Source organism: Pontibacter aydingkolensis (assembly GCF_019443125.1).
In the GTDB taxonomy this organism is placed as follows: Bacteria; Bacteroidota; Bacteroidia; order Cytophagales; family Hymenobacteraceae; genus Pontibacter; species Pontibacter aydingkolensis.
Genome location: NZ_JAHYXK010000014.1, coordinates 73,475 through 96,774, shown reverse-complemented (window position 1 = coordinate 96,774; position 23,300 = coordinate 73,475). Strand labels below are relative to the sequence as shown.

The 23,300-nt window shown below is 47.0% G+C and carries 19 protein-coding genes; 13 read left to right on the top strand and 6 right to left on the bottom strand.

Features of this window, described 5'->3' with window-relative positions:
* Positions 1–4 precede the first annotated feature (4 nt).
* From K0O23_RS15260 to K0O23_RS15250, 3 genes are read left to right on the top strand one after another with little or no spacing between them, the layout of a single operon-like run.
* The gene (locus K0O23_RS15260) at positions 5–475 is read left to right on the top strand and encodes a FixH family protein (RefSeq protein WP_219878307.1); all 471 of its coding nucleotides are present in this window, start codon (positions 5–7) and stop codon (positions 473–475) included.
* A gap of 2 nt (positions 476–477) precedes the next feature.
* Positions 478–1,209, top strand: coding sequence for a sulfite exporter TauE/SafE family protein (locus tag K0O23_RS15255; RefSeq protein ID WP_219878306.1), 732 nt, complete (start codon positions 478–480; stop codon positions 1,207–1,209).
* 52 nt (positions 1,210–1,261) lie between these two features.
* Positions 1,262–2,182 (top strand): universal stress protein, encoded by a 921-nt coding sequence (locus tag K0O23_RS15250; RefSeq protein WP_219878305.1) that lies wholly within the window; start codon positions 1,262–1,264, stop codon positions 2,180–2,182.
* A 237-nt stretch (positions 2,183–2,419) separates the two neighbouring features.
* Here K0O23_RS15250 and K0O23_RS15245 read toward each other — a convergent pair whose 3' ends face one another.
* The gene (locus K0O23_RS15245; RefSeq protein ID WP_219878304.1) at positions 2,420–2,899 is read right to left on the bottom strand and encodes a universal stress protein; all 480 of its coding nucleotides are present in this window, start codon (positions 2,897–2,899) and stop codon (positions 2,420–2,422) included.
* 224 nt (positions 2,900–3,123) lie between these two features.
* Between K0O23_RS15245 and K0O23_RS15240 the strand changes: the two genes are divergently transcribed.
* The 5 genes from K0O23_RS15240 (at position 3,124) to hemA (ending at position 9,316) form a co-directional block, all read left to right on the top strand.
* Positions 3,124–4,668, top strand: a complete 1,545-nt coding sequence (locus K0O23_RS15240) for a PAS domain-containing sensor histidine kinase (protein ID WP_219878303.1) — start codon at positions 3,124–3,126, stop codon at positions 4,666–4,668.
* Positions 4,669–4,678: 10 nt separating this feature from the next.
* Complete coding sequence (locus K0O23_RS15235; RefSeq protein ID WP_219878302.1) at positions 4,679–5,128, top strand: response regulator; 450 nt, start codon at positions 4,679–4,681, stop codon at positions 5,126–5,128.
* A 13-nt stretch (positions 5,129–5,141) separates the two neighbouring features.
* A complete protein-coding gene (locus K0O23_RS15230; protein ID WP_219878301.1) occupies positions 5,142–6,371 on the top strand; it encodes a hybrid sensor histidine kinase/response regulator in 1,230 nt (409 codons plus the stop codon).
* Positions 6,372–6,449: 78 nt separating this feature from the next.
* Positions 6,450–7,514, top strand: coding sequence for a response regulator (locus tag K0O23_RS15225; protein WP_219878300.1), 1,065 nt, complete (start codon positions 6,450–6,452; stop codon positions 7,512–7,514).
* Between the two features lie 509 nt (positions 7,515–8,023).
* Complete coding sequence (gene hemA, locus K0O23_RS15220; protein WP_246597143.1) at positions 8,024–9,316, top strand: glutamyl-tRNA reductase; 1,293 nt, start codon at positions 8,024–8,026, stop codon at positions 9,314–9,316.
* Between the two features lie 606 nt (positions 9,317–9,922).
* On the opposite strand, the gene K0O23_RS15215 is transcribed toward hemA, so the two are convergent.
* From K0O23_RS15215 to K0O23_RS15200, 4 genes are all read right to left on the bottom strand, one after another.
* Positions 9,923–10,453, bottom strand: a complete 531-nt coding sequence (locus K0O23_RS15215) for a GreA/GreB family elongation factor (RefSeq protein WP_219878299.1) — start codon at positions 10,451–10,453, stop codon at positions 9,923–9,925.
* Positions 10,454–10,529: 76 nt separating this feature from the next.
* Positions 10,530–11,678 carry a putative sensor domain DACNV-containing protein gene (locus tag K0O23_RS15210; protein WP_219878298.1) on the bottom strand — a complete coding sequence of 383 codons (1,149 nt, stop codon included), beginning with the start codon at positions 11,676–11,678 and terminating at the stop codon, positions 10,530–10,532.
* 161 nt (positions 11,679–11,839) lie between these two features.
* A complete protein-coding gene (locus tag K0O23_RS15205) occupies positions 11,840–14,563 on the bottom strand; it encodes a T9SS type A sorting domain-containing protein (protein ID WP_219878297.1) in 2,724 nt (907 codons plus the stop codon).
* Positions 14,564–14,847: 284 nt separating this feature from the next.
* Positions 14,848–15,357: a DUF2721 domain-containing protein gene (locus K0O23_RS15200; RefSeq protein WP_219878296.1), complete on the bottom strand. Its 510-nt coding sequence runs from the start codon at positions 15,355–15,357 to the stop codon at positions 14,848–14,850.
* A gap of 288 nt (positions 15,358–15,645) precedes the next feature.
* Between K0O23_RS15200 and K0O23_RS15195 the strand changes: the two genes are divergently transcribed.
* The 5 genes from K0O23_RS15195 (at position 15,646) to K0O23_RS15175 (ending at position 19,366) form a co-directional block, all read left to right on the top strand.
* The gene (locus tag K0O23_RS15195; protein ID WP_219878295.1) at positions 15,646–15,981 is read left to right on the top strand and encodes a hypothetical protein; all 336 of its coding nucleotides are present in this window, start codon (positions 15,646–15,648) and stop codon (positions 15,979–15,981) included.
* Between the two features lie 311 nt (positions 15,982–16,292).
* Positions 16,293–17,426 carry a DmpA family aminopeptidase gene (locus K0O23_RS15190; protein ID WP_219878294.1) on the top strand — a complete coding sequence of 378 codons (1,134 nt, stop codon included), beginning with the start codon at positions 16,293–16,295 and terminating at the stop codon, positions 17,424–17,426.
* 569 nt (positions 17,427–17,995) lie between these two features.
* On the top strand, positions 17,996–18,187 hold the full coding sequence (locus tag K0O23_RS15185) for a hypothetical protein (RefSeq protein WP_219878293.1): 192 nt from the start codon (positions 17,996–17,998) through the stop codon (positions 18,185–18,187).
* 168 nt (positions 18,188–18,355) lie between these two features.
* A complete protein-coding gene (locus K0O23_RS15180) occupies positions 18,356–18,712 on the top strand; it encodes a hypothetical protein (protein ID WP_219878292.1) in 357 nt (118 codons plus the stop codon).
* A gap of 132 nt (positions 18,713–18,844) precedes the next feature.
* Positions 18,845–19,366 (top strand): hypothetical protein, encoded by a 522-nt coding sequence (locus K0O23_RS15175; protein ID WP_219878291.1) that lies wholly within the window; start codon positions 18,845–18,847, stop codon positions 19,364–19,366.
* A 426-nt stretch (positions 19,367–19,792) separates the two neighbouring features.
* Here the strand turns inward: K0O23_RS15175 and K0O23_RS15170 are convergent, their stop codons facing one another.
* Complete coding sequence (locus K0O23_RS15170) at positions 19,793–23,263, bottom strand: class I SAM-dependent DNA methyltransferase (RefSeq protein ID WP_219878290.1); 3,471 nt, start codon at positions 23,261–23,263, stop codon at positions 19,793–19,795.
* Positions 23,264–23,300: the final 37 nt, after the last annotated feature.

The following is a 23,300-nucleotide window of genomic DNA, read 5'->3' as shown; positions in this document are numbered from 1 at the left end:
CAACATGAAAACCGCACAAAATAATAAAAGCTTTACCCTCTGGCCTTACGCCATTGTAGTTTGTATGGTCTTGTTTATGGCCTACATCGCCATGTTCGTTTACAAAGCCATGAAGCTGGATGTAGACCTGGTAAGCAAAGACTACTACCAGCAGGAGATTCAGTATCAGGACCGCATTGAAAGTGTAAAACGTACACAGGCTTTGGGTGATGTGATGCTGGACTACACTGCAGAGAATAAGTCTATACTGCTACAAATGCCTGCTACTTACAAGGATAAAAACCTGAGTGGCACTATCACGTTTTTCCGCCCATCCGATGATAAAATGGACAAGGAGATTCCTTTACAGCTGGGCCGCGACCATAGTCAGCTGGTAGAGACAAGTGATCTGGGAAGTGGCCTTTGGAAAGTGCGTGTGAATTTCACGGACGGTGAGGATACATATTACACAGAGAAAACGATACAGGTAAAATAGCTATGATCTGGGCTGGTTTTATTTTCGGATTAGTAGGTAGCTTTCATTGTGTCGGGATGTGCGGCCCTATCGCAATGTCACTACCCTTTGTCGGGAGTACCGGCTGGCGCTACTATGCCGGCCGGCTCCTGTACAATAGCGGCAGAATTGTAACCTACGCCTCATTGGGTGCATTGGCAGGTGCCTTCGGCGAGTCGCTGCAGATGGCTGGCTTACAGCAAACAGTGTCTATACTTTCCGGTATACTTATATTGCTGCTATTGGTGCTTCCGGCCATGCTTAAGGGCAAGTCGGCGGGTATACCTGGTACAGATATGATAATGACCTGGGTGAGGAAAAAGCTGGGATACTACTTTCAGAAAAACTCACTTGGATCGCTGTTCATGGTGGGCCTGCTAAACGGACTGTTGCCTTGCGGCTTTGTATACATTGCCCTGGCAGGTGCCATAAGTGCACCTAGTATAACCGGAGCCATGCTCTATATGACGCTGTTTGGCCTGGGTACATTTCCGCTGATGTTCCTGGTGTCGCTGTCTGGCAAACTGATAAGCCTGAGAATGCGCAGCATGTTTAACAGAACGGTACCTTATGTGGGCATGACGCTGGCTATACTTTTTATAGTGCGCGGCCTTGGTTTAGGCATACCTTACCTGAGCCCGAAAGTGGAGGAAACAACTGCCCATAAAACAGAGATGAGCTGCTGCACAAAACCAGAGGTTGCAAAAGCAGAATAAAGTATAAAACCTGATACGAGACCTATAACCTATACTTCATCATTACTAAACCATGTGTAAGAATAAGAATTTTAAACGTGTGCTGGTGCCTGTGCAGTTAGACAAAGCAAGCAAGAAGCTGCTGCGTTATGCCTGGCACCTTGCCGACAAACTGGGCGCAGAGTTGTTGCTGTTGCATACCAGCCAGACCAAAGACCTTACCTTTACCCAGCAGAGCCGCAACATCCACCAGTTAAGAACTTTTAGCGAGCGCATTCTCAGCGAGGAGCAGAAGCCAAGTGCAAAGCAAGTGCCATACGAGTGTGTGGTGCGCCCTGGCTACCTGCGCGATTGCATCGCCAGCATTGTGTTTGACTATAAAGTAGATATGGTGCTGATGGAAACCTGTGTGCTGCACCAGGAAGAAGAGCAGAACGACCCAAACAACGCAGCCGCCATGATGGAGCTTGTAAACTGCCCGGTTATGGTAATGCCCTGCTCTGTTACCTATAAAAAGCTGGAGAACCTCGTGTTTGCCACCGACTTTACCGACCAGGAAGACCATGTACTGAAACAGATCGTTGACTTTGCAGAACAGACGGATGCAAAATTAACGCTGGTACAAATCTATTCTAAAGCAGAACGCAATCAGTTAAGCACTTACAAAACTGCCATGCAGGCGTTGCAAGTTAAACTACAGGGGAAAAATGTAAGCTTTAATTTCCTGGAAGAAGAGGATGTGCTGGAAGGGATAAGCGACTATGCCGAGATTTCTGCCGCCAGTATGCTTATACTTGCAACCCAGGATAGCTATTTACTTAAGCGCCTGTTCAGCAGCAACTATATTAAAACGATGGCTTATCACACACGCTTCCCTATACTTACTTTCAGGCAGCTAAAGAAAAAACCATGCTCAGGACAGTGCGCCAATTGCCAGATCAAGAAAGCTGAGCAGCGAAGTATAGCCGGATCATCGTTAACAATTGTAAGCTAATACCAGTAGAGCAGGGCTGCTTCATTCTGATAAAATTGAAAAAACATTTGTCATCCTGAAAGGATCTTTGTTGCTGGAAGGTTAAGCTATCCTCCCAGCAACAAAGATCCTTTCAGGATGACAGAAAAAAAGAGAATGAAACGGCCCTGCTCTTGGGAGGGCTTAGGGGTGGGTTAATCGCAAGTTGAGTTATACTTTTATATTAAGGCACAGCCGGTACCAGGTACTCTTTGTGATTTAAATTGCTTCCAGTAAAGGAGCAGGGGAGCATCCAAGGGAGTTTAACTGCGCAGAAAGGTGTTGCTTAAAGTTATCCGAATCCAGCGTGAAAGCTGTAGCAGCTGTAATTACAGGCAGGTTGTGATAGTTATAAATTAGAATGTCCTTGCTTTGCAGAGAGTGGTCGCATACTACGGCAATGTCAGCTTTTACAAGTTTAGCAATTTCCATGGCTTCATTAGCCACAGTAGCCGGTTTCATAAGTCGGGTAATGGAAACACCGGTTTTACTGTGTAGCTGGCGGGCCAGCTTGTCTAATTGCGCCTGTACAAAACGCTCGCTGGTGGTATCTGTTTCTCCTTCGGTTTCTGCTGCCTCAGCCTGGTATACATGAAAAAGTATAAGCCTTGCCCCGGCAGCCTGTGCCAGCTCTGCTGTGCATAGCGCAACCATCCGGGCACACGATGAGAAGTCTATCGAAACAAGTATGTTTTTCATGCTTTATTCCTTTTTTTGCCAATTTCCATCACCACAGAACCGATTGAGAGGCAAATGTATTAGTATAGCAGTGTAATTAATGATGTAAAATTAGCATAGCCAACAGTCGAACGTTATGACGATGAGCAGCTATACAGGTGATATTTGTCATGAAGCAACATTATATACCCGTTCTGTAGTAATTTTTTGCCGAAGTAGCTATTTTTAGAAAAATAACCCGATCCTTGGAAGAACCAACAGATAAATACGACCAGAGCCTCGACAACAGCACCAGGTTAAAGGCCATCATCGACACAGCCATCGACGGCATTATTACCATCGATAGCAAAGGTATCATCGAAACCGTAAACCCTGCAGCCGCACGCATTTTTGGTTATGTACCCGAGGAGGTCATCGGTAACAACATAAAGATGCTGATGCCGGAGCCTGACCACAGCCTGCATGACCAGTACATTGAGAACTACCACCGCACTGGTGTAGGAAAAATAATCGGAATAGGCCGCGAAGTGTTAGGCAAGAAAAAGGACGGTACTGTATTTCCGTTTCTGCTTAGTATAAGCGAGGTAAACCTGAAGGATAAACAGATCTTCACGGGCATTGTGCACGATATTACAGAGCTTAAAAAAGCTGAAGCTGCCCTGCGCGAGAGCGAGAACAAGATAAATTCTATTATTCAGGGTGCCGTAGACGGAATTATCACGATCAACAAGCGGGGTATCATCGAAATGGTAAACCCTGCGGCCGCAAAGCAATTTGGATATGAAGCGGAAGAGTTGCTGGGTCAAAGTATAAATATACTGATGCCAGAGCCGGACCAAAGCTTGCACGACAGCTATATGCACCACTACCACGTTACCGGCGAAAAACGCATTATAGGTATTGGCAGAGAGGTAACAGGCATGCGAAAGGACGGTACCATTTTTCCGTTTTACTTAAGCATAAGCGAAGTGCAGCTGGCCGACCGTAAAGTATACACCGGCTTTGTGCACGACATTACGAGGCAAAAACTGACAGAAGAACGCCTGCGCCGCTATACCGCCGAACTGGAACGAAGTAACCGTGAACTGCAGGATTTTGCATACGTTTCTTCCCACGATTTGCAGGAGCCGCTGCGCAAGATTCAGGCTTTCGGCGACAGGCTTTTAATCAAGGAGTACGATAACCTGAGTGAGCAGGGCAAAGATTACGTTGACCGCATGCTGAACGCAGCGTCGCGTATGCAGAACCTGATAAACGACCTGCTGGGCTTCTCAAGGGTTACTACCAAATCAAAGCCGTTTGTAAAGGTGAAGTTGGATGATATTCTGACTGAGGTAATCTCAGACCTGGAGGTTACAATAGAGCAGACCAACACACAGATTATACGTTCTCCGTTGCCCGAAATAGAAGCCGAGCCTACGCAAATACGACAGGTGTTTCAGAACCTGCTGAGCAATGCCATTAAGTTTAGGAAAGACAACGAAAGCCCGATCATCAATATCTACGCAAAAAACCTGCAGCGTAAGGCGCATCTTACTGCCACTCCCGGCGACGAGGTAACAGAGATCTATGTAGAGGATAACGGCATCGGCTTTGATGAAAAATACCTGGACCGTATCTTCAATATATTTCAGCGCCTAGAGGGGCAGAAGTACGAAGGATCAGGCATTGGCCTGGCCGTTTGCCGCAAAATAGCCATACGCCACGGCGGCGACATAACCGCGCAAAGCCAGCCGGGTATTGGTACCCGCTTTATCATTACACTTGCATTAACACATCCGGAGGAATAACCTTAAGATTATGTCAACTAAAAAAAACTCGATTGTGATTCTTATTGCCGACGATGATGCAGAAGACCGGATGCTGGTGAAGGACGCGCTGGAAGAAAGCCGCCTGAAAAACAGCATCAACTTTGTAGAAAACGGGGAAGAACTGATGGATTATCTGCACCATCGTGGCAAGTACGCTGATACAAACGAGTATCCGACGCCGGGTCTTATACTCCTGGACCTGAACATGCCGAAGAAGGACGGACGTGAGGCTTTGAAGGAAATTAAAGCTGATGAGCGCCTTAAGCTGATTCCGGTGGTGGTGCTAACAACTTCTAAGGCAGAGGAAGACATTTTAAGAACATACGACCTGGGCGTAAGCTCCTTTATTACCAAGCCTGTGACGTTTACATCGTTGGTAGATGTGATGAAAACCCTGAGCAAGTACTGGTTTGAGATTGTTGAACTGCCCAAACTATAGCAAAGTATAAAGCATGCCTGATAGAACCCGCATACTGCTGGTAGACGACGATGAGGATGATTTTATCATCACCAGGGATATAATTGACGATATACCCGGCCGTAATTATGTGTTGGACTGGACCGGCTCTTTTAACGAGGCGTTAGATATTATTGCAGAACGGAAGCATGATATTTACCTGGTAGACTACCGCCTTGGAGCACATGATGGCCTGGAGCTGATAAAGGAAGCGTTAAAGCATAGTTATGCGGCACCGTTTATACTTTTAACCGGCCAAAGCGACCGCGAAACCGACGAAAAAGCAATGCGTGCTGGGGCCATGGACTATCTGGTAAAGGGCACCATCAGTCCGAATGAGCTGGAACGATCCATACGCTATAGTATAGAGCATGCGAAAAGCCTTGCCGTTATTCAGCGCCTGAATTCTGAGTTGGAGCAGCGCGTGAAAGAGCGCACCCAGGAGCTGGGAACAGCCATTAAAAAGCTGGAGCAAACCAACCGCAGCCTCTACGAGGCAGAGCAGGAAGTGCGTAAGGCTTTGCAGAAAGAGAAAGAACTGCACGAACTAAAATCCAGGTTTGTGACGATTGCCTCCCATGAGTTTCGCACGCCACTAAGTACGGTGCTGTCGTCGGTATCGCTTATAGCAAAGTATAAAACCACCGAAGACGACGACAAGCGCATGAAGCACGTGGACAGGATAAAGTCGGCGGTAAGCAATCTGACCGGCATTTTAAACGACTTCCTTTCTATCAGCCGCATTGAAGAGGGGAAGATATACAACGTACCGACTACGTTTGATCTGAAAGCTTTTGCAGAACAGGTAGCAGACGAAGCACAGGGTGTTTTAAAGCTGGGCCAGAAAATTAACTACCGGCACCAAAGTAGCGATACAACGGCTGTGCTGGATAAGCAGTTGCTAAAGAATATCCTTTTTAACTTGCTATCAAATGCCAGTAAATATTCCGGTGAGCACAAAGAGGTTAATTTTACAACCGAAATTAAAGACGGTACCATTAAAATCAAGGTGCAGGACCAGGGCATTGGTATTCCCGAAGCTGATAAAACGCACCTGTTTACTCCGTTTTTCAGGGCACAGAATGTAACCAACATACAAGGTACTGGTCTTGGGCTAAATATTGTGAAGCGATACGTAGACATAATGGGAGGCGAAATGGATTACCAGAGTGAATTAGATGAGGGCACTACCTTTTTTGTATCGTTACCCCAGGCACAGGAATAAAGCTAAATTCATACTTTACAAAGTATACTAAGACGGAGAAGCATAACCTGCCGTCTTCCGAAACCAAATCATACTTAGATGAAAAAGATTCTGCTGATCGAGGATAACAATGAAATCCGAGAAAACATCGCCGAAATTTTAACGCTGGCAAACTACGAAATACTGGAGGCCGAAAATGGTAAAGGAGGTGTAGAACTTGCCAAGCATAAGCTTCCCGACCTGATCATCTGTGATATCATGATGCCCCAGCTTGATGGCTACGGCGTACTGCGCATGCTTAGTGGCAACACCTCTACGGCAAGTATCCCATTCATCTTCCTGACAGCAAAATCAGAGAAAGAGGATTTTAGAAAAGGCATGAACCTGGGCGCTGACGACTACCTGATCAAACCATTCGACGACCTGGAACTGCTGGATGCTGTGGAAATGCGCCTGAAAAAGAACGAGAATCTTAAGTCGGGTTTCCAGAAGAATGCCGAAGGACTAAACGATTTTTTACAGGAGGCAAAAGGGCAGGAGAACCTGGAAAAACTAACCTCTGATAAACAGAAACTGCAGCACTTTAAAAAGAAGCAGATACTGTTTTTAGAAGGTAATTACCCGAACGCATTATATTTTTTGAACAAAGGCAAATTAAAAACTTACAAGTCCAACGAAGAGGGCCGCGAGTACATCACCAACCTCTACAAAGCCGGTGACTTTATTGGTTACCTCGACCTGATCGAGGACAAAACGTACCGTGAGTCGGCGGTAGTGATGGAAGATTCTGAGGTCTACGTCATCTCTAAAGAAGACTTTTTCCTGTTGCTGCACAACAACCGTTTGGTGGCTAATCAGTTCATTAAGATCTTATCTGATAACCTGGCTGATAGGGAGGAACGCTTACTTAAACTGGCGTATAACTCCGTCAGAAAAAGAGTGGCCGAGGCTTTGTTGTTTGTAGAGAAGCAATATGCCAACAACCCAGACCATAAAGAAACGCAGGTAACTATCTCGCGCGAAGATTTAGCAAGTATCGTAGGCGCCTCTAAAGAAACCGTTATCCGTACGTTAGCTGATTTCAAAGACGAAAACCTGATCAAAAGCCAGGGCAGCAAGATCACGATCATCAATAATGAAAAGCTAAGAAGAATGCGCAACTAGGACCACAGATTAATGTGGATTAGGTTGATTTGATTGTTTTTTTCTGAAGATTTTAAATGGCAGCTGGTTCTTATGGGCCGGCTGTTGTTGTTTTATAGTTACTGCTGTCTAACCACCCCTGCCCCTCCTTGTCCAAGGAGGGGAGCTTTTACTTACTTCTTCAACTGCCATCTCATTAGTACAAGCCATTTCTCTTTGTCATCCTGTAGGATCTTGGTGGAAGGGAGGTTAAACCTTAAATACAAAGTATGGATTGCGAATTGCTAGCCCGATAACCGCTGCAATGAAACTTATACTTAAGCTAAAGTAACAGCAGAATTCCCCTCCTTGGACAAGGAGGGGCAGGGGTGGTTTGACCCAGTACTGCTAAAACAAAGAAGTCTGGGTCTTAACTCTCTAACTCCCAGACCCTCTAACTTCCAAACTCCAATCCTTCTCCTGCTTAAGATCACCCTGTTATGTGATAAAAGTCATCAATTTAGTCTGTGATTTTGCTGAAATTTGTCCTGTTGAAAACGAGAAACATGATGCAAGGCAAGTTTAAAGTACTTACGCTATCCTATAAAAACGCACCCATAGCAGTTCGTGAGGCGGTATCGCTGAACGAGATCGGCTGCCGTAACCTGCTGGATAAGGTGAAAGAGTTTACTAACTGTACGGAGGCAATGGTATTATCTACCTGCAACCGCACTGAAGTATACTATACCGCGGATGAGGGGTATGCTAACGAACTTGTAAAGCTGATCGCGCTGGAGAAAGGCTTTATCGCTACCAAGAAGATTCAGCCATACTTTGAAAGTATAACCGACCATGAAGCTGCCATGACACACCTTTTCCGGGTGGCATTGGGGTTGGAGTCGCAGGTGGTAGGCGATATGCAGATCATGAACCAGGTGAAAAATGCTTACCAATGGGCTATTGAGGCTGATGCGGTTGGCCCGTTCATGCACCGTTTGCTGCACACCGTTTTCAACGCAAACAAACTTGCCGTTAACAATACCAACTTCCGCGATGGCGCTGCTTCTGTGTCGTATGCCACAGTGGAGATGGTGGAGGAACTGACAGCTAACCTTGTGGAGCCACGTGTGCTGCTGATCGGGGTGGGAGATATAGGCCGTGACGTTTGCCTTAACTTTCAGAAGTCGTGCATCAACCACCTGACCATTTTAAACAGAACTCACCATAAAGCAGTTGAGCTTGCCCAAAGAGTAGGTGCCACCACAGCTTACTGGGAAAACGTTTGGGTCGAGATTGAAAAGGCAGATGTAGTGATCAGCAGCGTTCCCGGCGACTGCTTCTTTATCTCTGAAGACAAGCTTGGCCAATTCCCTAACGTTGGTAAACCTAAGCTGTTCCTCGACCTGTCGATGCCAAGAAGTATAGACGTAGCACTGGAGAATATTCCGGGTGTTTCTGTTTACAACATCGATGCTATCAAAAACCGCACGACAGAGGCACTGGAACTTCGCCTGGCTTCCATTCCGGCTGTGGAGCAAATTATTGCAGATTCTGTATCGGAGTTTCAGGTTTGGGCTAACGAGAATGCCTTTACACCGGTTATACAACAGTTTAAGAGCCACCTGGAGCAGATCAGGCAGCAGGAAATTGCCCGTTACCTTAAAAAGCTGAGTGCAGAAGAGGCCCAGTTGGTGGAGGCGATCACGCAAAGTATGCTGAACAAAATTGTAAAGTTGCCAGCCATTGAACTGAAAGCGGCCTGCCAGCGCGGTAACGTGTCGGAGCTAAGCGAAAGCCTGAGTGCACTTTTTAACCTGGAAAAGGAAACCTGCCCGAACAGGTAAGCAAAGACCGAATATGCCGCAAGTTTAACGAAGTGCAACTTGTGGCTATACATGGTGCCAGTTTGCAACTGGCTTTCTGCGCGAGCAGAAAAGTATACTTTATGAGATTCCCCTCTTGAGAGGGGCAGGGGTGTGTTAATCGGCAATTGAGAAGTGTTAAGTATATCATCGGCCATCGTCCGGACAGGTCGCGACCCAATGCCGTCAACTTAAGAAAAAGCTGTCATCTCGACATGCCTGAGACGAGAGTCGAAAGGGACCAGCGTAGCTGTGAGAGATCTTTATAAAATTCCTTCTGCACTAATTCTGGATAGATTTCTCACGCTGTTCGAAATGACAACATACATACTTAAATGCTTAAGTTGACGGCATTGGGTCGCGACCTGTCCCTACAAATCCGCACCGGCCTTAACAGATATTATACTTTAGCTGGTTTATACTTTATAGCTATTTGCCAAAGTATAAAGTATAGCAAGTCCTTTGCTATACTTGCTTTTTCAAAGCGCAGCAGTTGCAAACTGCTGCCATACTCAGCCACAAGTTATGCTCCGCTAAACTTGCGGTATGGATTAATTGTGAAAATGGTTTTCTTTAACGTAACCATAGCTATTCCTTTCCGTGATCATAAGAAACTTCCTCTACTTCAATTACTTCTTCGCCGCGGCCCATGGGCAGGTTTGTTTGCTCTCCTTTTTTCAAACCTTGTATAGCCTTAACAATGGGAGCCACAAAAGCGATCAGGCCTTTTTCTACAGAGGCTTCATCAACACCAACTATGGTAAACTTGCGCTTAAAACCTTTCTTGCCGCCGCTAATAGTGCGTAGGGTAACAGTAGCGCCAAACCGTACTTCATCTGCAGGCTGCTCTTTGGGCTCTATTACTTTGGCGCTGGATATTCTGCTGGTAAGGGCGCTGATGCGACCGTTAAGTATAACCAGCTGTCGGCTGCGCTCTGCTTCATCTTCGCGATTTGCTTCGGTTTTGGCTCTTTCTGCTTCCAGATCGCTAAGCTCGGTGCGTAGCTGCTCCAGCCCTGGCGGTGTAACGTAATTGGCTACTCCAGACGGTAAGGCGGCCCGTGGCGGTATAATTGGGGCCTGACCCGCATCATCTTCTTTTACAAATGCTCTGCTCATACTGCCAGAAACGTGGTATAAACTTACGAGGTTATATGCCGCTGCATTTGCCCCGTTCAACAGTTGGTCCTTTCCCCTACAATAGCAAGATATCAATACTGTGCGCCTGCACTACCTCTTCGCATACAGACCACGAAAAAATGGTGAAGCGTCCATCCTGTGAGGCTACCAAGGCAATGGCATCCCGCTGGTCGTGCACAAACTGCGCAGCAGCCAGGTGGCGGGTGCCACCATTAAGTGATGGATGTACAGTTTTAGCCACGCCACCAACTACAGGTTCTGTCAACACTATCTCATGCACAGACTCATTACCTTGCAAACGGCCAATTTTAGCTCCGAAAGCCAGTAATTCATACTTGTCATTGATGATAGTAGCGCCATCTATAGCAGTAAGTCCGGCAATTAAATCAACCTCTCTCCGGATCGCATCCTGTACATTTAATCTGTTTTCCTCTTTTTCGGCTTTGCGCACTAATTCTGCCAGTACAGAAAATGCAGGTTGCACAGCATAGGCCAATGGCTGAACCATAGAGTACGTCCAGGTATCAGAGTCAGAAGGGGTTACCAAAAGAATACCACCTCGCTTATGTGCCCGCATCGAAACCGCCAGCTGCACCAGTATATTATAGCTGTTGTCCCAGTTGTAAGCACCGTTAAACTTTAACAGCGATGTAACAACAGAAGGACAGTCGGGGATATGCGCCGCCTGCTCATCCACTATCTTTACTTCATCGCCTTTTAGTATGGCAACGTTCGCAAACTTTCCAAATCCATCTGTGCGCCGGTGTTTAACCACCAGCAAACCCGGCTCCGAGACATCTACTACCATGCACAGGCTGGGAATGGTGCTGGTAGTTCCCCAGATATAAAGCTCATTATTCTCATGCCATACCCCAAGGTGGATGCCCGGACGCTCGACACCGGGCGATATTTTAGTAAGCAAGGCCGAACTAAGAGGCATCCGCTTTTCGAAGAGCAATGGGTGTGGCACATGTTCGGGAGAGATATAGGCTAACGATATTCTAGGCGACAAACCTTCTTCATGGCGTAAACTTACCCAGAAAGCAGTATCAAGTATAAGCTCAATATGGTCTGCAACGGGTTCCGGGGCCAGGTCTGTTGCCTGCTTTTCCATCTCCAACTGAAGCATGCTGGCAAAATGAGCCTCTATAGTGCCTGCTATTGCTTGTGCTGCCTGGTATGTGGTTGTAAAAAGCGATTGCATATGGTGCTGTGTTTAGCCTTTGGGTTAAACAGGCCTCTCCCTTGTTAATTAATATCCTTACGAATTCTTTTTAGGACGGGCTAAGGCAGCATTTTCTACGTTGCGCGAAACAGGCGCAGCAGTAGCACAAAATATACTGCTGCTGCGCATCTGGTTTATACTTATTGTAGCACGATACGGCGCTGAATCACTCCTTCAGATGTGGTTATTTGTAACAAGTAAACACCTCTTGGCTGTTTGTCTAATTGCAGTGTCTCTTCTAGTTTAAGCTGTTGCTGATAAGCTTTGCTGTAGATAACGCGTCCGCTTACATCAGTTATCCGCACCTCTACTGCCGACTTCGACGGCATTTCCATCTGGATGTATACTTTGCCGGTTGTCGGGTTAGGGTAAACGCTTACCGGCTGCTTTAGCTCATCTTCGTCAATACTTGTAACCGAGCAACTGGCTACTACAACAGTCTGTGTCGTGCTTGCCTGGCAACCTTCCGGTGAAGTATACGTGTAGGTGACAGTATGTGTGCCTGCGCCGGCAACAGATGGGTTAAACATGCCATTGCTTATTCCTTTTCCGCTATAGCTGCCTCCTGCAGGCGAGCCACCAGTTAGTGCGAAAGGTGTAGCTGTCTGGCAGGTTTCGGCAAAGGCATTGAGCGTTACGGTTGGTAAGGGGTTAACCGTTATCTTCACAGGCTGGCTTATGGATGTACAAGCTCCGGTTACTACAACTCTCCTGAACCATGTAGTTGACTGCAGTGCACCCGGTTCAAAATTCTTACTGGTTGCACCAGCTGCATTACTGAAATCGGTACCGTTGGTACTGCGCTGCCACTGGTACGTATACGTGCCGTTGCCGCCCGTTGGTGTTTCTCCAACAAGAGCCTGTGCGTTTGTGCCTGTGCAAATAGACTGGTTTTGTAAGATGATATTATTGGTAATAGCAGGCGTTACAGTAACCTCAGTAGGAGCGGAGACCTGACTACAGTTGCCATTGGAAGTCCGCACGGTATAAGCGCCGGATGCACTTGCCGTATAGTTGTTTCCGGTAGCCCCATTTATTTCTGTACCGTTTCGGAACCATTGGTAACCTGTTATGCCACCTTCTGTATTTGCTTTCAGCACTAAACTACTACCTTGGCAAATGGTAGTACCACCTTCAGTGGTTATACTTGCAGCAGGTAATGGGTTTACAGTAACTGTAACCTGTGTGGTGGCAGTACAGCCATCGGCGTTGGTTGTAGTAAGCGTGTAGGTAGTTGTTTGGGCAGGAGAGGCTATTGGGTTGGCTACGGTTGTGCTCGATAATCCTGTTGCCGGCGACCAGGAATACGTAGCCGCTGCTGTTGCCTCCAGCCTTACCTCACCGCCCTGGCATATTGTTTTGTCCTGGCCGGCACTCACTGTAAAGTCACCGCAACTGTTATACTTTGCCGCTACCAGTTCACTGTTCTCAACGAGCCTGCCTGCCAGGTAAAAGCTGCTGGCCGATATAAAGTCCAGAGCCAGGCCGTTTGATCGTGCATCTGTATCATCGCCACTTGTCTCTTTCCAGGTTTCTTCTCCAATTGTATTGTAAACGATTATTGTTTCGCGTGGAGGTTCGATAAAAGTCGGGTTCATGTACCATGCTGGCGGTTTTTCAATATAATCTCTTGAGCCAATCAGGGCTACATTTCCGTTAGCAGACAAGCCAATGCTTTCTGGTACAACCCGTCTGATATTTCTTGTATCTGGGATGTAATCATTATATGTGTGGTAATACTGCCGCTGGCCCTGGGTATTGAAGGCTGTTAAAAAGTAATCCCATACATCCCTGTACTTTAGCTCTTTGCTCAGCAACGTAACCTGTTCATCCGCACTTAGTACTGACTTCATGTATGTGGATTCTTCGGTGTTGCCAACTGTTTTAAGCCAGTTTAAGGCACCGGCTTCAGATATTTTGTAAAGTATAACCTGATACACATACAAACCGCTTTGCTGGGATACCAGGTACACATTTCCGGAAGGGGCAACAAGTACCTGTTCCATTGTTTCATAATCCATCCGGTTTTGAAGACCTGTTGCCTGATATTGGCCTGTAAACGTTTTTGCCCCTGATTGCGTGCTATACTTTACAAGGCGTGCATAGTATACAGGCATCGATCCTGGTTCTCTTTCTTCAATCGTTCCTCCAACCAATAAGCTACCCTTTCCATCCAGTTCCAGGGCAGATGGAATGCCTCCTTTACCATCGGTACCAATAAAGTTAGCTGTCCAGGCGGTATTGCCGTTCGTATCTAATTTTCTAATCTGCGAAGCACTTCCTACAGACTGCTGCACGGTTTCGATCACGTATACTTCACCGCTTTGAGATACCGTAAAAGCGTGTTTATCAATTCTTTGTATTCCTGCAGACTGTGCCCATAGTTTTTGGCCTGCAGCGGAGTATTTGGCAACAAAAGCTTTGCCTGTTTCGTCTTCGTTGCTTAGCTGGCTCCAGCCTAGCAGGTAAATGTTGCCTGCGCCGTCCAGCTTAATGTCGGTAGGAGTGTCCCAGATCGAAGCATCGTCGCTGTAAACGCTGCTCCAGAGTTTTTGTCCGTTGGGGTTATGCTTTAAAATGGCGATGCGGGTATCAGTGCGGAAGGTACCGTTATAGGTAGCTGTGATCAGGTTTTGCTGCTTGTCTACAGCCTGGGTGCTAAACTCTTCGTAAGGATCGGAGCCGCTTAAAATTGGAGGCGTTACCCACTGCTGACTATACTGCGCAACCCCTGTAGTGGATACAAGAGTAAGGAAAACAAGTATAAGAAGAGCTTTAAGGTTTGAGTGACCAAAATAGTCTGTTTTTCTAAAAACTTTAAAGTATAGGCATAGATTGGAATGAGCGTGTAAAGTTTGTGCCATAGCGTGCAGGTTAGGGTAATGGATCGCATAAATATCACTTGAAAAAAACTTTTGGTTTAGCGGCGTTACCCACATTTTTATTAAACCAAAAGCCCAAAATAGCAGAAGTTTTTACTTCTGATTATACTTCTCTAACTATCAATTAGTTGCATTAAATCAACCTGTACTATGATTATATTTATTGCAATGATTTTTACTTAACTAAAGTAGAGAACTGTATACTTAGGAAATCTTTACCAGACTTAGAACTAAAATGTTGCAGGCATTTAGTTTATGAAGAAAAGCTAGGATGCACTTTGTTCTTTAGTGTTAGACTCTTTTGGGAGGTCGTTTGCATAATTTTTGATCAGGTAGTCCATCTCTTTGTCGATGGCGCTAAGAGCCAGCCGGGTTTCTGCGATCAGCAGAATAGTGGCATAAAACAGCAGACCTGCACCAATCAGACCCAAACCAACCGGAACCCAGAACACAAGTAAATCAAGCGCCTCGAGAATACCGATAGATACGCTGGTGCCCACAAACACAGATAACGACACATATAGCAGGCTCATGGCGCGTTGCAGTTTTCTGGATCTGTGGGCCGCTTTATGCAATAGCAGGTAAAGCAACTCTTTTTTCTCGGTGTTTTTAACGCTGGTTTCCTGTTGCACCAGGTGCTCAAACTGCTCAGATAGCTTTCGGGCCCGCTCCACGCTTCGGGCCAGGCGCTGCGAGGTAGTGAGTATAAGCTGGCCGGTGGCAAGTATGAGCACCACTGGCGTGATCATGGCAGATAGTACAGTTAGTGTTACCATAGTATGATTTAGACTTGATCCTAAAATGAAACGGTTTATGTGCCGGTACTTTCTAAAGGTATAAACCCTTTCGGTAAAGCCGGTTTTATTTACCGTATGCTTTGGTTTAGCATGCACATGCAATTAACCAACTCTACTACCAACTAGAAAGCATAAAGTTGCAAAGTATAAAATCTCTGTTATTTTTTAGAGTGCAGTTATACCATGCAGGGCTGATTCGAATATGATAAGTCTCGACACTTTTGTACCTGTGCCGTATACAGTTTAATCAAGATAAAATATTACACCATGCAGGATAAAGAAGAACTGACTTCAATGGTCAAGGTGCTGACCAACCTACGGAAAGAGGGCTATACGGAAGACTATAAAATTACTGACGATGGGATGATGTGCACAATCAACGGTAAAGAAAGCTTTGGCCCGGAGCAGGTTAACATCGTGAATTTTTACCGGTTTGAGGGCGAGAGTAATCCAGATGATATGGCCATACTTTATGTGATTGAAACAGACTCGGGGCATAAAGGCACAATTACGGATGCCTACGGTACTTACGCTGACGAACTGGTAGAGAACTTTATGAAACAGGCAAAGGACTTCGGTAAAAATATAGACAAACGTAATTAGGCTATTCATCTCAAGCTTTCTGTTTATTACAATACACCAGGCGCTGCTTCTGTGCAAAAGAAGCAGCGCTTCTCATTTCTAACCTGCCGTAAGGGGCTGTGTTTTCATAAATTCTGTTAATTTAGAGGCTGTTTTGATTTTATTGTTGGAAGTGAAAAGGAGATTTTAAGGGTTCTGGCGAGACTCCTTTTGAGTGGCATAGCAGCGCTATGGCGCGAAAAAGAGACGAAGCCAGGTTTCGTAAAATCAACTTTGCAGCCCAACGAATAAATTCAAAACAGCCTCTTAACTGCAGCAAAAAATCATACTTTATGAGACTGACTATACTACTTATACTGATGGTAGCATTAGCAACACAAGCCTGGGCGCAAAACAAGAAACGAGCAAGAGAGCACGGGGTAAAGATTGGTGTACTGCCCACAGGTAAGTATAATGCCATAACAGATGTAAAAGGCGTAAAAGTAGGACATACTACGCTTGTGCAGCAAAACGATATCAGAACAGGTGTAACGGCTATTTTACCGCACGATGGTAATATTTTTCAGAGTAAAGTGCCTGCTGCGGTTTATGTAGGCAACGGTTTTGGCAAACTGGCAGGCAGCACTCAGGTGCAGGAACTGGGCAACCTCGAAACGCCAATTATACTTACCAACACGCTTGGCGTTAGCACGGCCATGAACGCAGTGGTAGGGTATACGTTGCAACAGGCAGGCAACGAGAATGTACAATCGGTAAATGCGCTGGTAGGAGAGACAAACGATGGTTTTCTGAACGACATAAGAGGCAGGCATGTGAAGGAAGAACATGTTGTGGAAGCGATAAAACAGGCCAAAGACGGTGCCGTTGCCGAAGGCAATGTTGGTGCGGGCACTGGTACGGTTTGCTTTGGTTTTAAAGGCGGAGTTGGTACTTCGTCGCGACAATTGCCGGCGAGTCTGGGTGGGTATACTGTGGGTGTACTTGTGCAGACAAACTATGGCGGGGTGCTGCAGGTAAACGGCGTGCCCGTAGGGGAGGAGCTAAGCCAGTTTTCCTTCAGGCAGCAGATAACCGAAAAAGCGGATGGTTCGTGTATGATTGTGGTAGCTACAGATGCACCCGTTGATGCCCGCAACCTGGAACGCATGGCAAAGCGCGCCATGATGGGACTGGCAAAAACAGGCGGCATAGCCTCCAACGGAAGCGGCGATTATGTCATCGCTTTCTCAACTGATCCTGGATTGCGCGTGCCTTATACTTCAGACAATAAAACACAAACCGTAACCCTACTGCGCAACGACGAAATGTCGCCGCTGTTTATGGCCGTGATAGAGGCTGCCGAAGAGGCGATCATCAACTCTCTGTTTACAGCGGAAACCATGCAAGGTAAAGACAATCGCACAGTAGAAGCCCTGCCACTTGATAAGGTGCTAAAACTAATGAAAAAGCATCATGCGTTGAAGTAGGTTTAGATGTCTGTAATTCTTGATAGGATCATCATGGCGCGAGCGTCCGCGTCTTACCCTGTCCCATAACTTTTCTGGAACAGGCTCTAATAATGGGGAATTGTCCCCTTGAGGGCAGGGCCGTTTCATTCTTTACATCTGGCGCAAATCTCCAGATTTGTGACTTGGTGTGAATGTTGAGTCTCTGACTCAACTGGCCCGGAGGGCCAGAAATAGCCAATCACGAGCGACGACGCTCGCGCCATAAGTATGGAGTTTAGTAGAATGAAACGGCCCTGCCCTTGAGGGAACTACAGGGGTGTAAAGCTACGGAGCGGGCTGTTTGTGTGCTCAAAAATTGGTGAACCAGCAGGTGTAAACACCCCTATAATCCCCTCAAGGGGATAGTTGTAGACTACTGCTTGTACTGTATATCCTAAAACACCCGAATTTTAAAATGTTATGGAATAGGATAAGGTCTGGAGACTCGCGCCAGCAAATAGTAAGAATACAATTCCCCTCTTGAGAGGGGTAGGGGTGTGTTTACTTTTTGCTTTATATCGTATCAAAGTATAAAAACTGGCTTAACCATGCAGCAAAAACTTCTTAGTCCACAGCAGTTTTTCAGAAAGTCTTTTAGGGAAGTTGCCCTCGGGCTGGTGCCTTTGTATAAGTTAAGCAAGAGTAGAAAAGCAGCAACAACCCGACAGCAGGAGTATAGCAGTCCGGTTTGCTATGCCCATCTCAAAGATATGCGGGAAGGGTTCGGGAATCAGGAATAACGTGGATCTGTTTACGCTGGTGTACCTGTTTATACTTCCAGGCTAATTATGAATAGTCTATCAAGTATAACTCTTTAAAGATCAGTGTTTAAAAATAATATTTACCATCTTGTGCAAAGTATGTCAGCAAGTTAGTAAGTTTGTAAGATGGGTAAGTTCACAAAATACATGTTACTTCTGTTTGCCATTATACTCACGTATAGTGGCACAAGCAATGGTAGCAGCCGTGAATTACTTACTACACTGCCTCAGCACGTACAGCAGGGCCATGTAACGGATAATTTATCAGAAAATAAGCTGTTTAAATTTCCGGATTTACAGCGCTCAGAGCAACGCGTAAACGCAGCAAACAATCTTCCGGGGGCTCCATTTAAAAAGGAGAACTCCAATGACCTTTCCGGTAGTTTAGTTGCCTCTGAGTTGGTTTTGCAAAACAGCACCGCTGCGTACATTGCACGCTCGAAAGTGCTTAACTGCGGCTTAAGAACCAGCGACATCATTTTTCCTTTCCACTATTTCTGGTAACCATCTTTTGCTTTTGTGGTGCAGTTGCGTCTGCTAAGATCAACTGAAAAAAATTAGTACAGGCCGGCCAACTAAGCTTAAGGGCTACAGGCGTGCTTGTATAGCATGTATTGCATTTTAACAAAAACAGAGATGGATTTAGAAACATTAATCATAGGGGCAATATCCCTGGCAGTATTCATTGTGCCAATTATCCTTATACAAAGCAAACAGAAAGCGAAAAAGAATAAATTGCTGAGTGAATTTCTTGCCAGCGGCGAACAGCAGCAGCTAAGGATCACACAGTATGATTTCTGGAATCAATGCTACGGCATAGGGCTTGACGAAGTACAGCAGAAGCTTTTCTATGCAAACAAGTGTGCCGGTAAGGAGCAGCAACTAGTAATTAATCTGGCTGAAGTAAGCAAATGCAGATTGGTTAGCGAGAAGCGGGAGGTAAATGGAAATGTTGTTTTTGACCTGATAGGGCTGCATATTTCATTCCGCAACCCAAAGCTGCCTGACCAGCATCTGGAGTTCTATAATAAGGAAATAAGCCTGTCGCTGATGGATGAGTTGCAGTTGGCCGAAAAATGGAATGCGCTTAGCAATAAGTTAATTTCAGGCGCAAAGGCAAGTGAAAAACAGCCTGGCTCACTAGCAGTGCCAGCATAACAGCATGAGCTGTAAATGCGCGGATAGCCTGCAGTCGGTTGCCATACTTTACGCAGCTATACTTTTGCATTTCAACCGCTGATCCCGTTATCAACACAGCCAAATAAAAAGGAGCCTTCCACCATGGAAAGGCTCCTTTTTATTTTAGCTCAAGTTGGTGATAGTAACTTTACTACAGCAAAGTATAAGTTACAAAGTATAAGCTTAAAAGCAGCTACCCGTACTTACAAAGTAAAGTATAAATTTACCCTAAGCCCCTCCAAGGAGAGCAATTTCAGTACAAATAGCAACAAACCTGCCGCTAAACAAGGTTGTTGAGCTACGATAACTTAACACAACAACAGCCGGCCCTATAGAACCGGCTGCCATTCAAAACCCTCAAAAAGAAATCAATCCAATCTATAAAATCCCGATTAATCACCGGTCCTACTTCACATACTGCTCCTGCTCGGTTTTGCGCAGCAAGCCTAACCCATGAAGCGTTTGCAGCAGGCTGTCGATTTGCTGGAGGCGCAGGCCTTGCTGCGGCTTGGCTACAGGCTTAAACTGGTGCAAAAGCTCCTGTGCAGTGGCCGGGCGCTCATGCAGCTGCAAGGCGCGTTGCACGGCCTGTGCCTGCTCCGAAAGCGTTTTTGGCCAGGCCAGCACTTCTTTGGCGGTTGCTTTGGCGGCTTTAGTTTTGGTGCTGAGGCCGATCTCGGTTTGCTGGGTGCCTTGCGGGTTCTGGTACGCTGGGCGCAGCCAGCGGATAAGGCCGCGTGCTTCTTCTGCGGAACGTTCTTTGTTCAGGGCAACCAGGCGTTCGAGTATCTCTTCTTCGGGCAGGTTGGCGGGCCAGCCATAGGCAGCGGCCACGGCGGCATCGAGTTCGGTGTGCAGCTGCAAAAGTATACTTACCAGCCCCTGTTCGTGGGTTTTCTGTTCTTTAGCATTCAGCGCCTCGCCCGACCGCAGTTTCTCCAGCACGTTATACATGTCGGTGATAGTGAGCGTGGGGTGCTGCGCCTGCCGCTGCTTGCGGTGCGCGTCCAGCTGCTCGGCTATACTTCGGATCTGCTCCTGCTGCGCTTCTGTGGCGGCAGGGAAGGGGAAGGTTTCGAAGCAACGGCTTTTGTTATACCTTGGTGTATTTCCACCTAAATCGCTCCCTGTCGCAAGCGCCCATATAACATGAATTTTACTTGATAATATACCTAAATGATAATCATCTTCTAAAGCAATTACCACAAGCATATTATCAGGCTTTATACTTTTATCAAGCTTAGTAAAAGCCCTGTGCTTTGCAGTTTCGACAGTTACAATATAGCTGTCAAGACCTTTAAGCATTTTCCTTAATTTAGGATTGGGCTCACCAAATATCCACCAATTGTCTTTTCTTGAGGCACGTTTATTTTGATCACGTTCTGGCTTGATATTTTCAAGCACATGTTGATAAACCTGCGGGAATTTAGATCTGACTTCATTTGCAGTATAGCCAAACAAATCAATAACCATAACTCCACGAGAACTAGCAGTTAAGTCTCTTCCGTTTCTATAGTTTGAGATAATCTTATCAGTATCTTCTATAGTTCCTAAACCGAGTTCAATAGCTTTTTCAGGTGTAACTATAAATCCAGCCCCAAATAGACAGAAACCCCGGTTACTCAAATCTTCATTTGCTTTTAATCCCTTAACTGAAGATACTTCAGCGCCTATACTTAAGTCAGCATGAATTTCACCCTGTTTCTCTGTAAAATTAACCTGCACTTCAAGTCCATCAGTTTTAGTTTCTGAAACCATAGTTAAAAGTCTACCTATAGTTTCTCCCTTCTCAGCAACACTCATCGCAATTTCTACAGCTGCACCATCTGCACTATCCACCCAAGGATGATCAGGTACAGCAAGTGTGATGGAAAGCGGTGGATTTGCCTGCATCTGTGCTTCAATCACACGGCGGTTAAAGGTCTGTTTTATACTATTGGTGGTGATAAAGCCGAAGCGTTCAGCCTTATCAGCACGCACAATTTCAGCGGCTTTGTGCCACCAGAACATCACGAAATCTGCACTCTCCGGCATAGCACCTTTGTATACTTTACGGAGCGCTTCAGTATAGCCATCTCCCAAGGCTTCGCGCATACGGGCAGGGCCAATAAATGGAGGGTTGCCTACTATAAAATCGGCTTCGGGCCAGGTGGCGGGTTTGGGGTCGAGGTAATCGTAAACAATCGTTCGGGCGGTTTCGTCGGGTACTTCCTGTCCGGTAACCGGGTGCGGCTTGGTGCTGTGGCCGTCCCAGCGGGTAACGGGCTGTCCGTTGGCATCGAGGCGCGGTTTGCGGTCGGAGTAGCTCAGCACCGCGTCCTGCTGTTTTATGTTGCCGTACTCGCGGAGTATTGGGTTGCTCAGGCGGGTGGCCGAGCCATGCGCCCGGAAGTGCCACTGCAAATATCCGATCCAGAGCACCACGTCAGCGATGGCCGCTGCACGAGGGTTTACCTCCAGGCCCAGCAACTGCGCTGGCGTTACGGTATAGCCGCCTGTCATGTCAAGGGTTCGCTGCCCCGGGAAATGCTCCAAGTGCTCCAGTACCTCGCCCTCCAGCCTTTTGAGGTGCTCCAGGGTAACGTACAAAAAGTTGCCGCTTCCGCAGGCCGGGTCCAGCACGCGCACCGAGCACAAACGCCGGTGGAAGCTCTCGATCTCTTTGCGGGCTCCGGCTTCGTCGTTGTTATCCTCCAATATGGCCGAGGCGGTACGGGCTGCTTCCCACTCTTCGCGCAGCGGCTCAATTACGGTTGGCATTACCAGGCGCTCCACGTAGGCGCGGGGCGTGTAGTGGGCACCCAGTTTGTGGCGCTCACGCGGTTGCAAAGCACGCTCCAGCAACGTGCCGAAAATGGCAGGCTCCACATCAGCCCAGTCGGCCTCGGCGGCAAGTATAAGCAGGTCTAACTGCGCTTCGGTAATGGGCAGCGCCTCGGGGTCTTTAAACAAATAGCCGTTAAACTGCGGGATAACCGTACGCAGGGCCGGCTCAAATCCGCCACGGTCCATACTTTGCCACAGCGCCTTCAGGGCATCGGGGAAGTAATTTATACTTTGGCGATAATCCTGCAGCAGTTTGGTAAACGAGTTTTCGGGCAGCAGCTTCACATCTTCTGCAAACATGGTAAACAAACAGCGCATCAAAAAGCCCGACACCTGCTCAGGTGTATAGCCGGTCTGTTCCAGCGAGGCCGCCAGTTTTGCCAGTCGTTCAGCCAGCGCACGCGTTACACGGGCAGCACGTCGGCTCGGGTCCAGCTCCAGCGGCTCGGTAAAGAGCAAACGGAGGCGCTCGCGCACGTCCTCCTTTTCAAGCTCCTCTAAAGTAATTCTATAGTTCTGCGGGTCCGGAAACGGCACATAGGTTTTTCCCTGTCGCGCAAAGTCGGCATACAGGTCTATGCAGTAACCCACATCCACCACGGCCAGGAACGGCGGCCAGCCTTCGGTGGTCGGCAAAGAGCGGGCATAGCGCAGGGCCTGCTCCTTAGCCTTTTTCATCTCACGGTCCCAGGTGCGGGTATCGCGGGTGGCGGTGCCGGATTTGGTTTTTGCCCGTTCCGCGCCCAGCATTTCGGCCTCTGTTATACTTGCCTTGTCAGCGCCCTGCTTGGCTTCCAGCACAAAGCAGTCTTTTTTGTAGAGGTCAATAAAGTTGGTGCTGGTCTTCCCTTCGCCGTCATCAAACACCACAGGCCGCTCAAAAGTATAGGTGGCTTCGTGTACCTTGTCGGTGGCCGGCATCGGTTTCTCTACGCCCAGCAGCTCGCACAGCTCCGTTAAAAACAGCTGGTAATTGGCACGTTCCGAAGCGCCGGAAGCTTTCCAGCGGGTGATGAAGGATTCTATGGTTGGTGTAGAGGTATGGGGCATGGTTTGTTTCCGGGGTAATGTATGGTTTTGCTGTTGC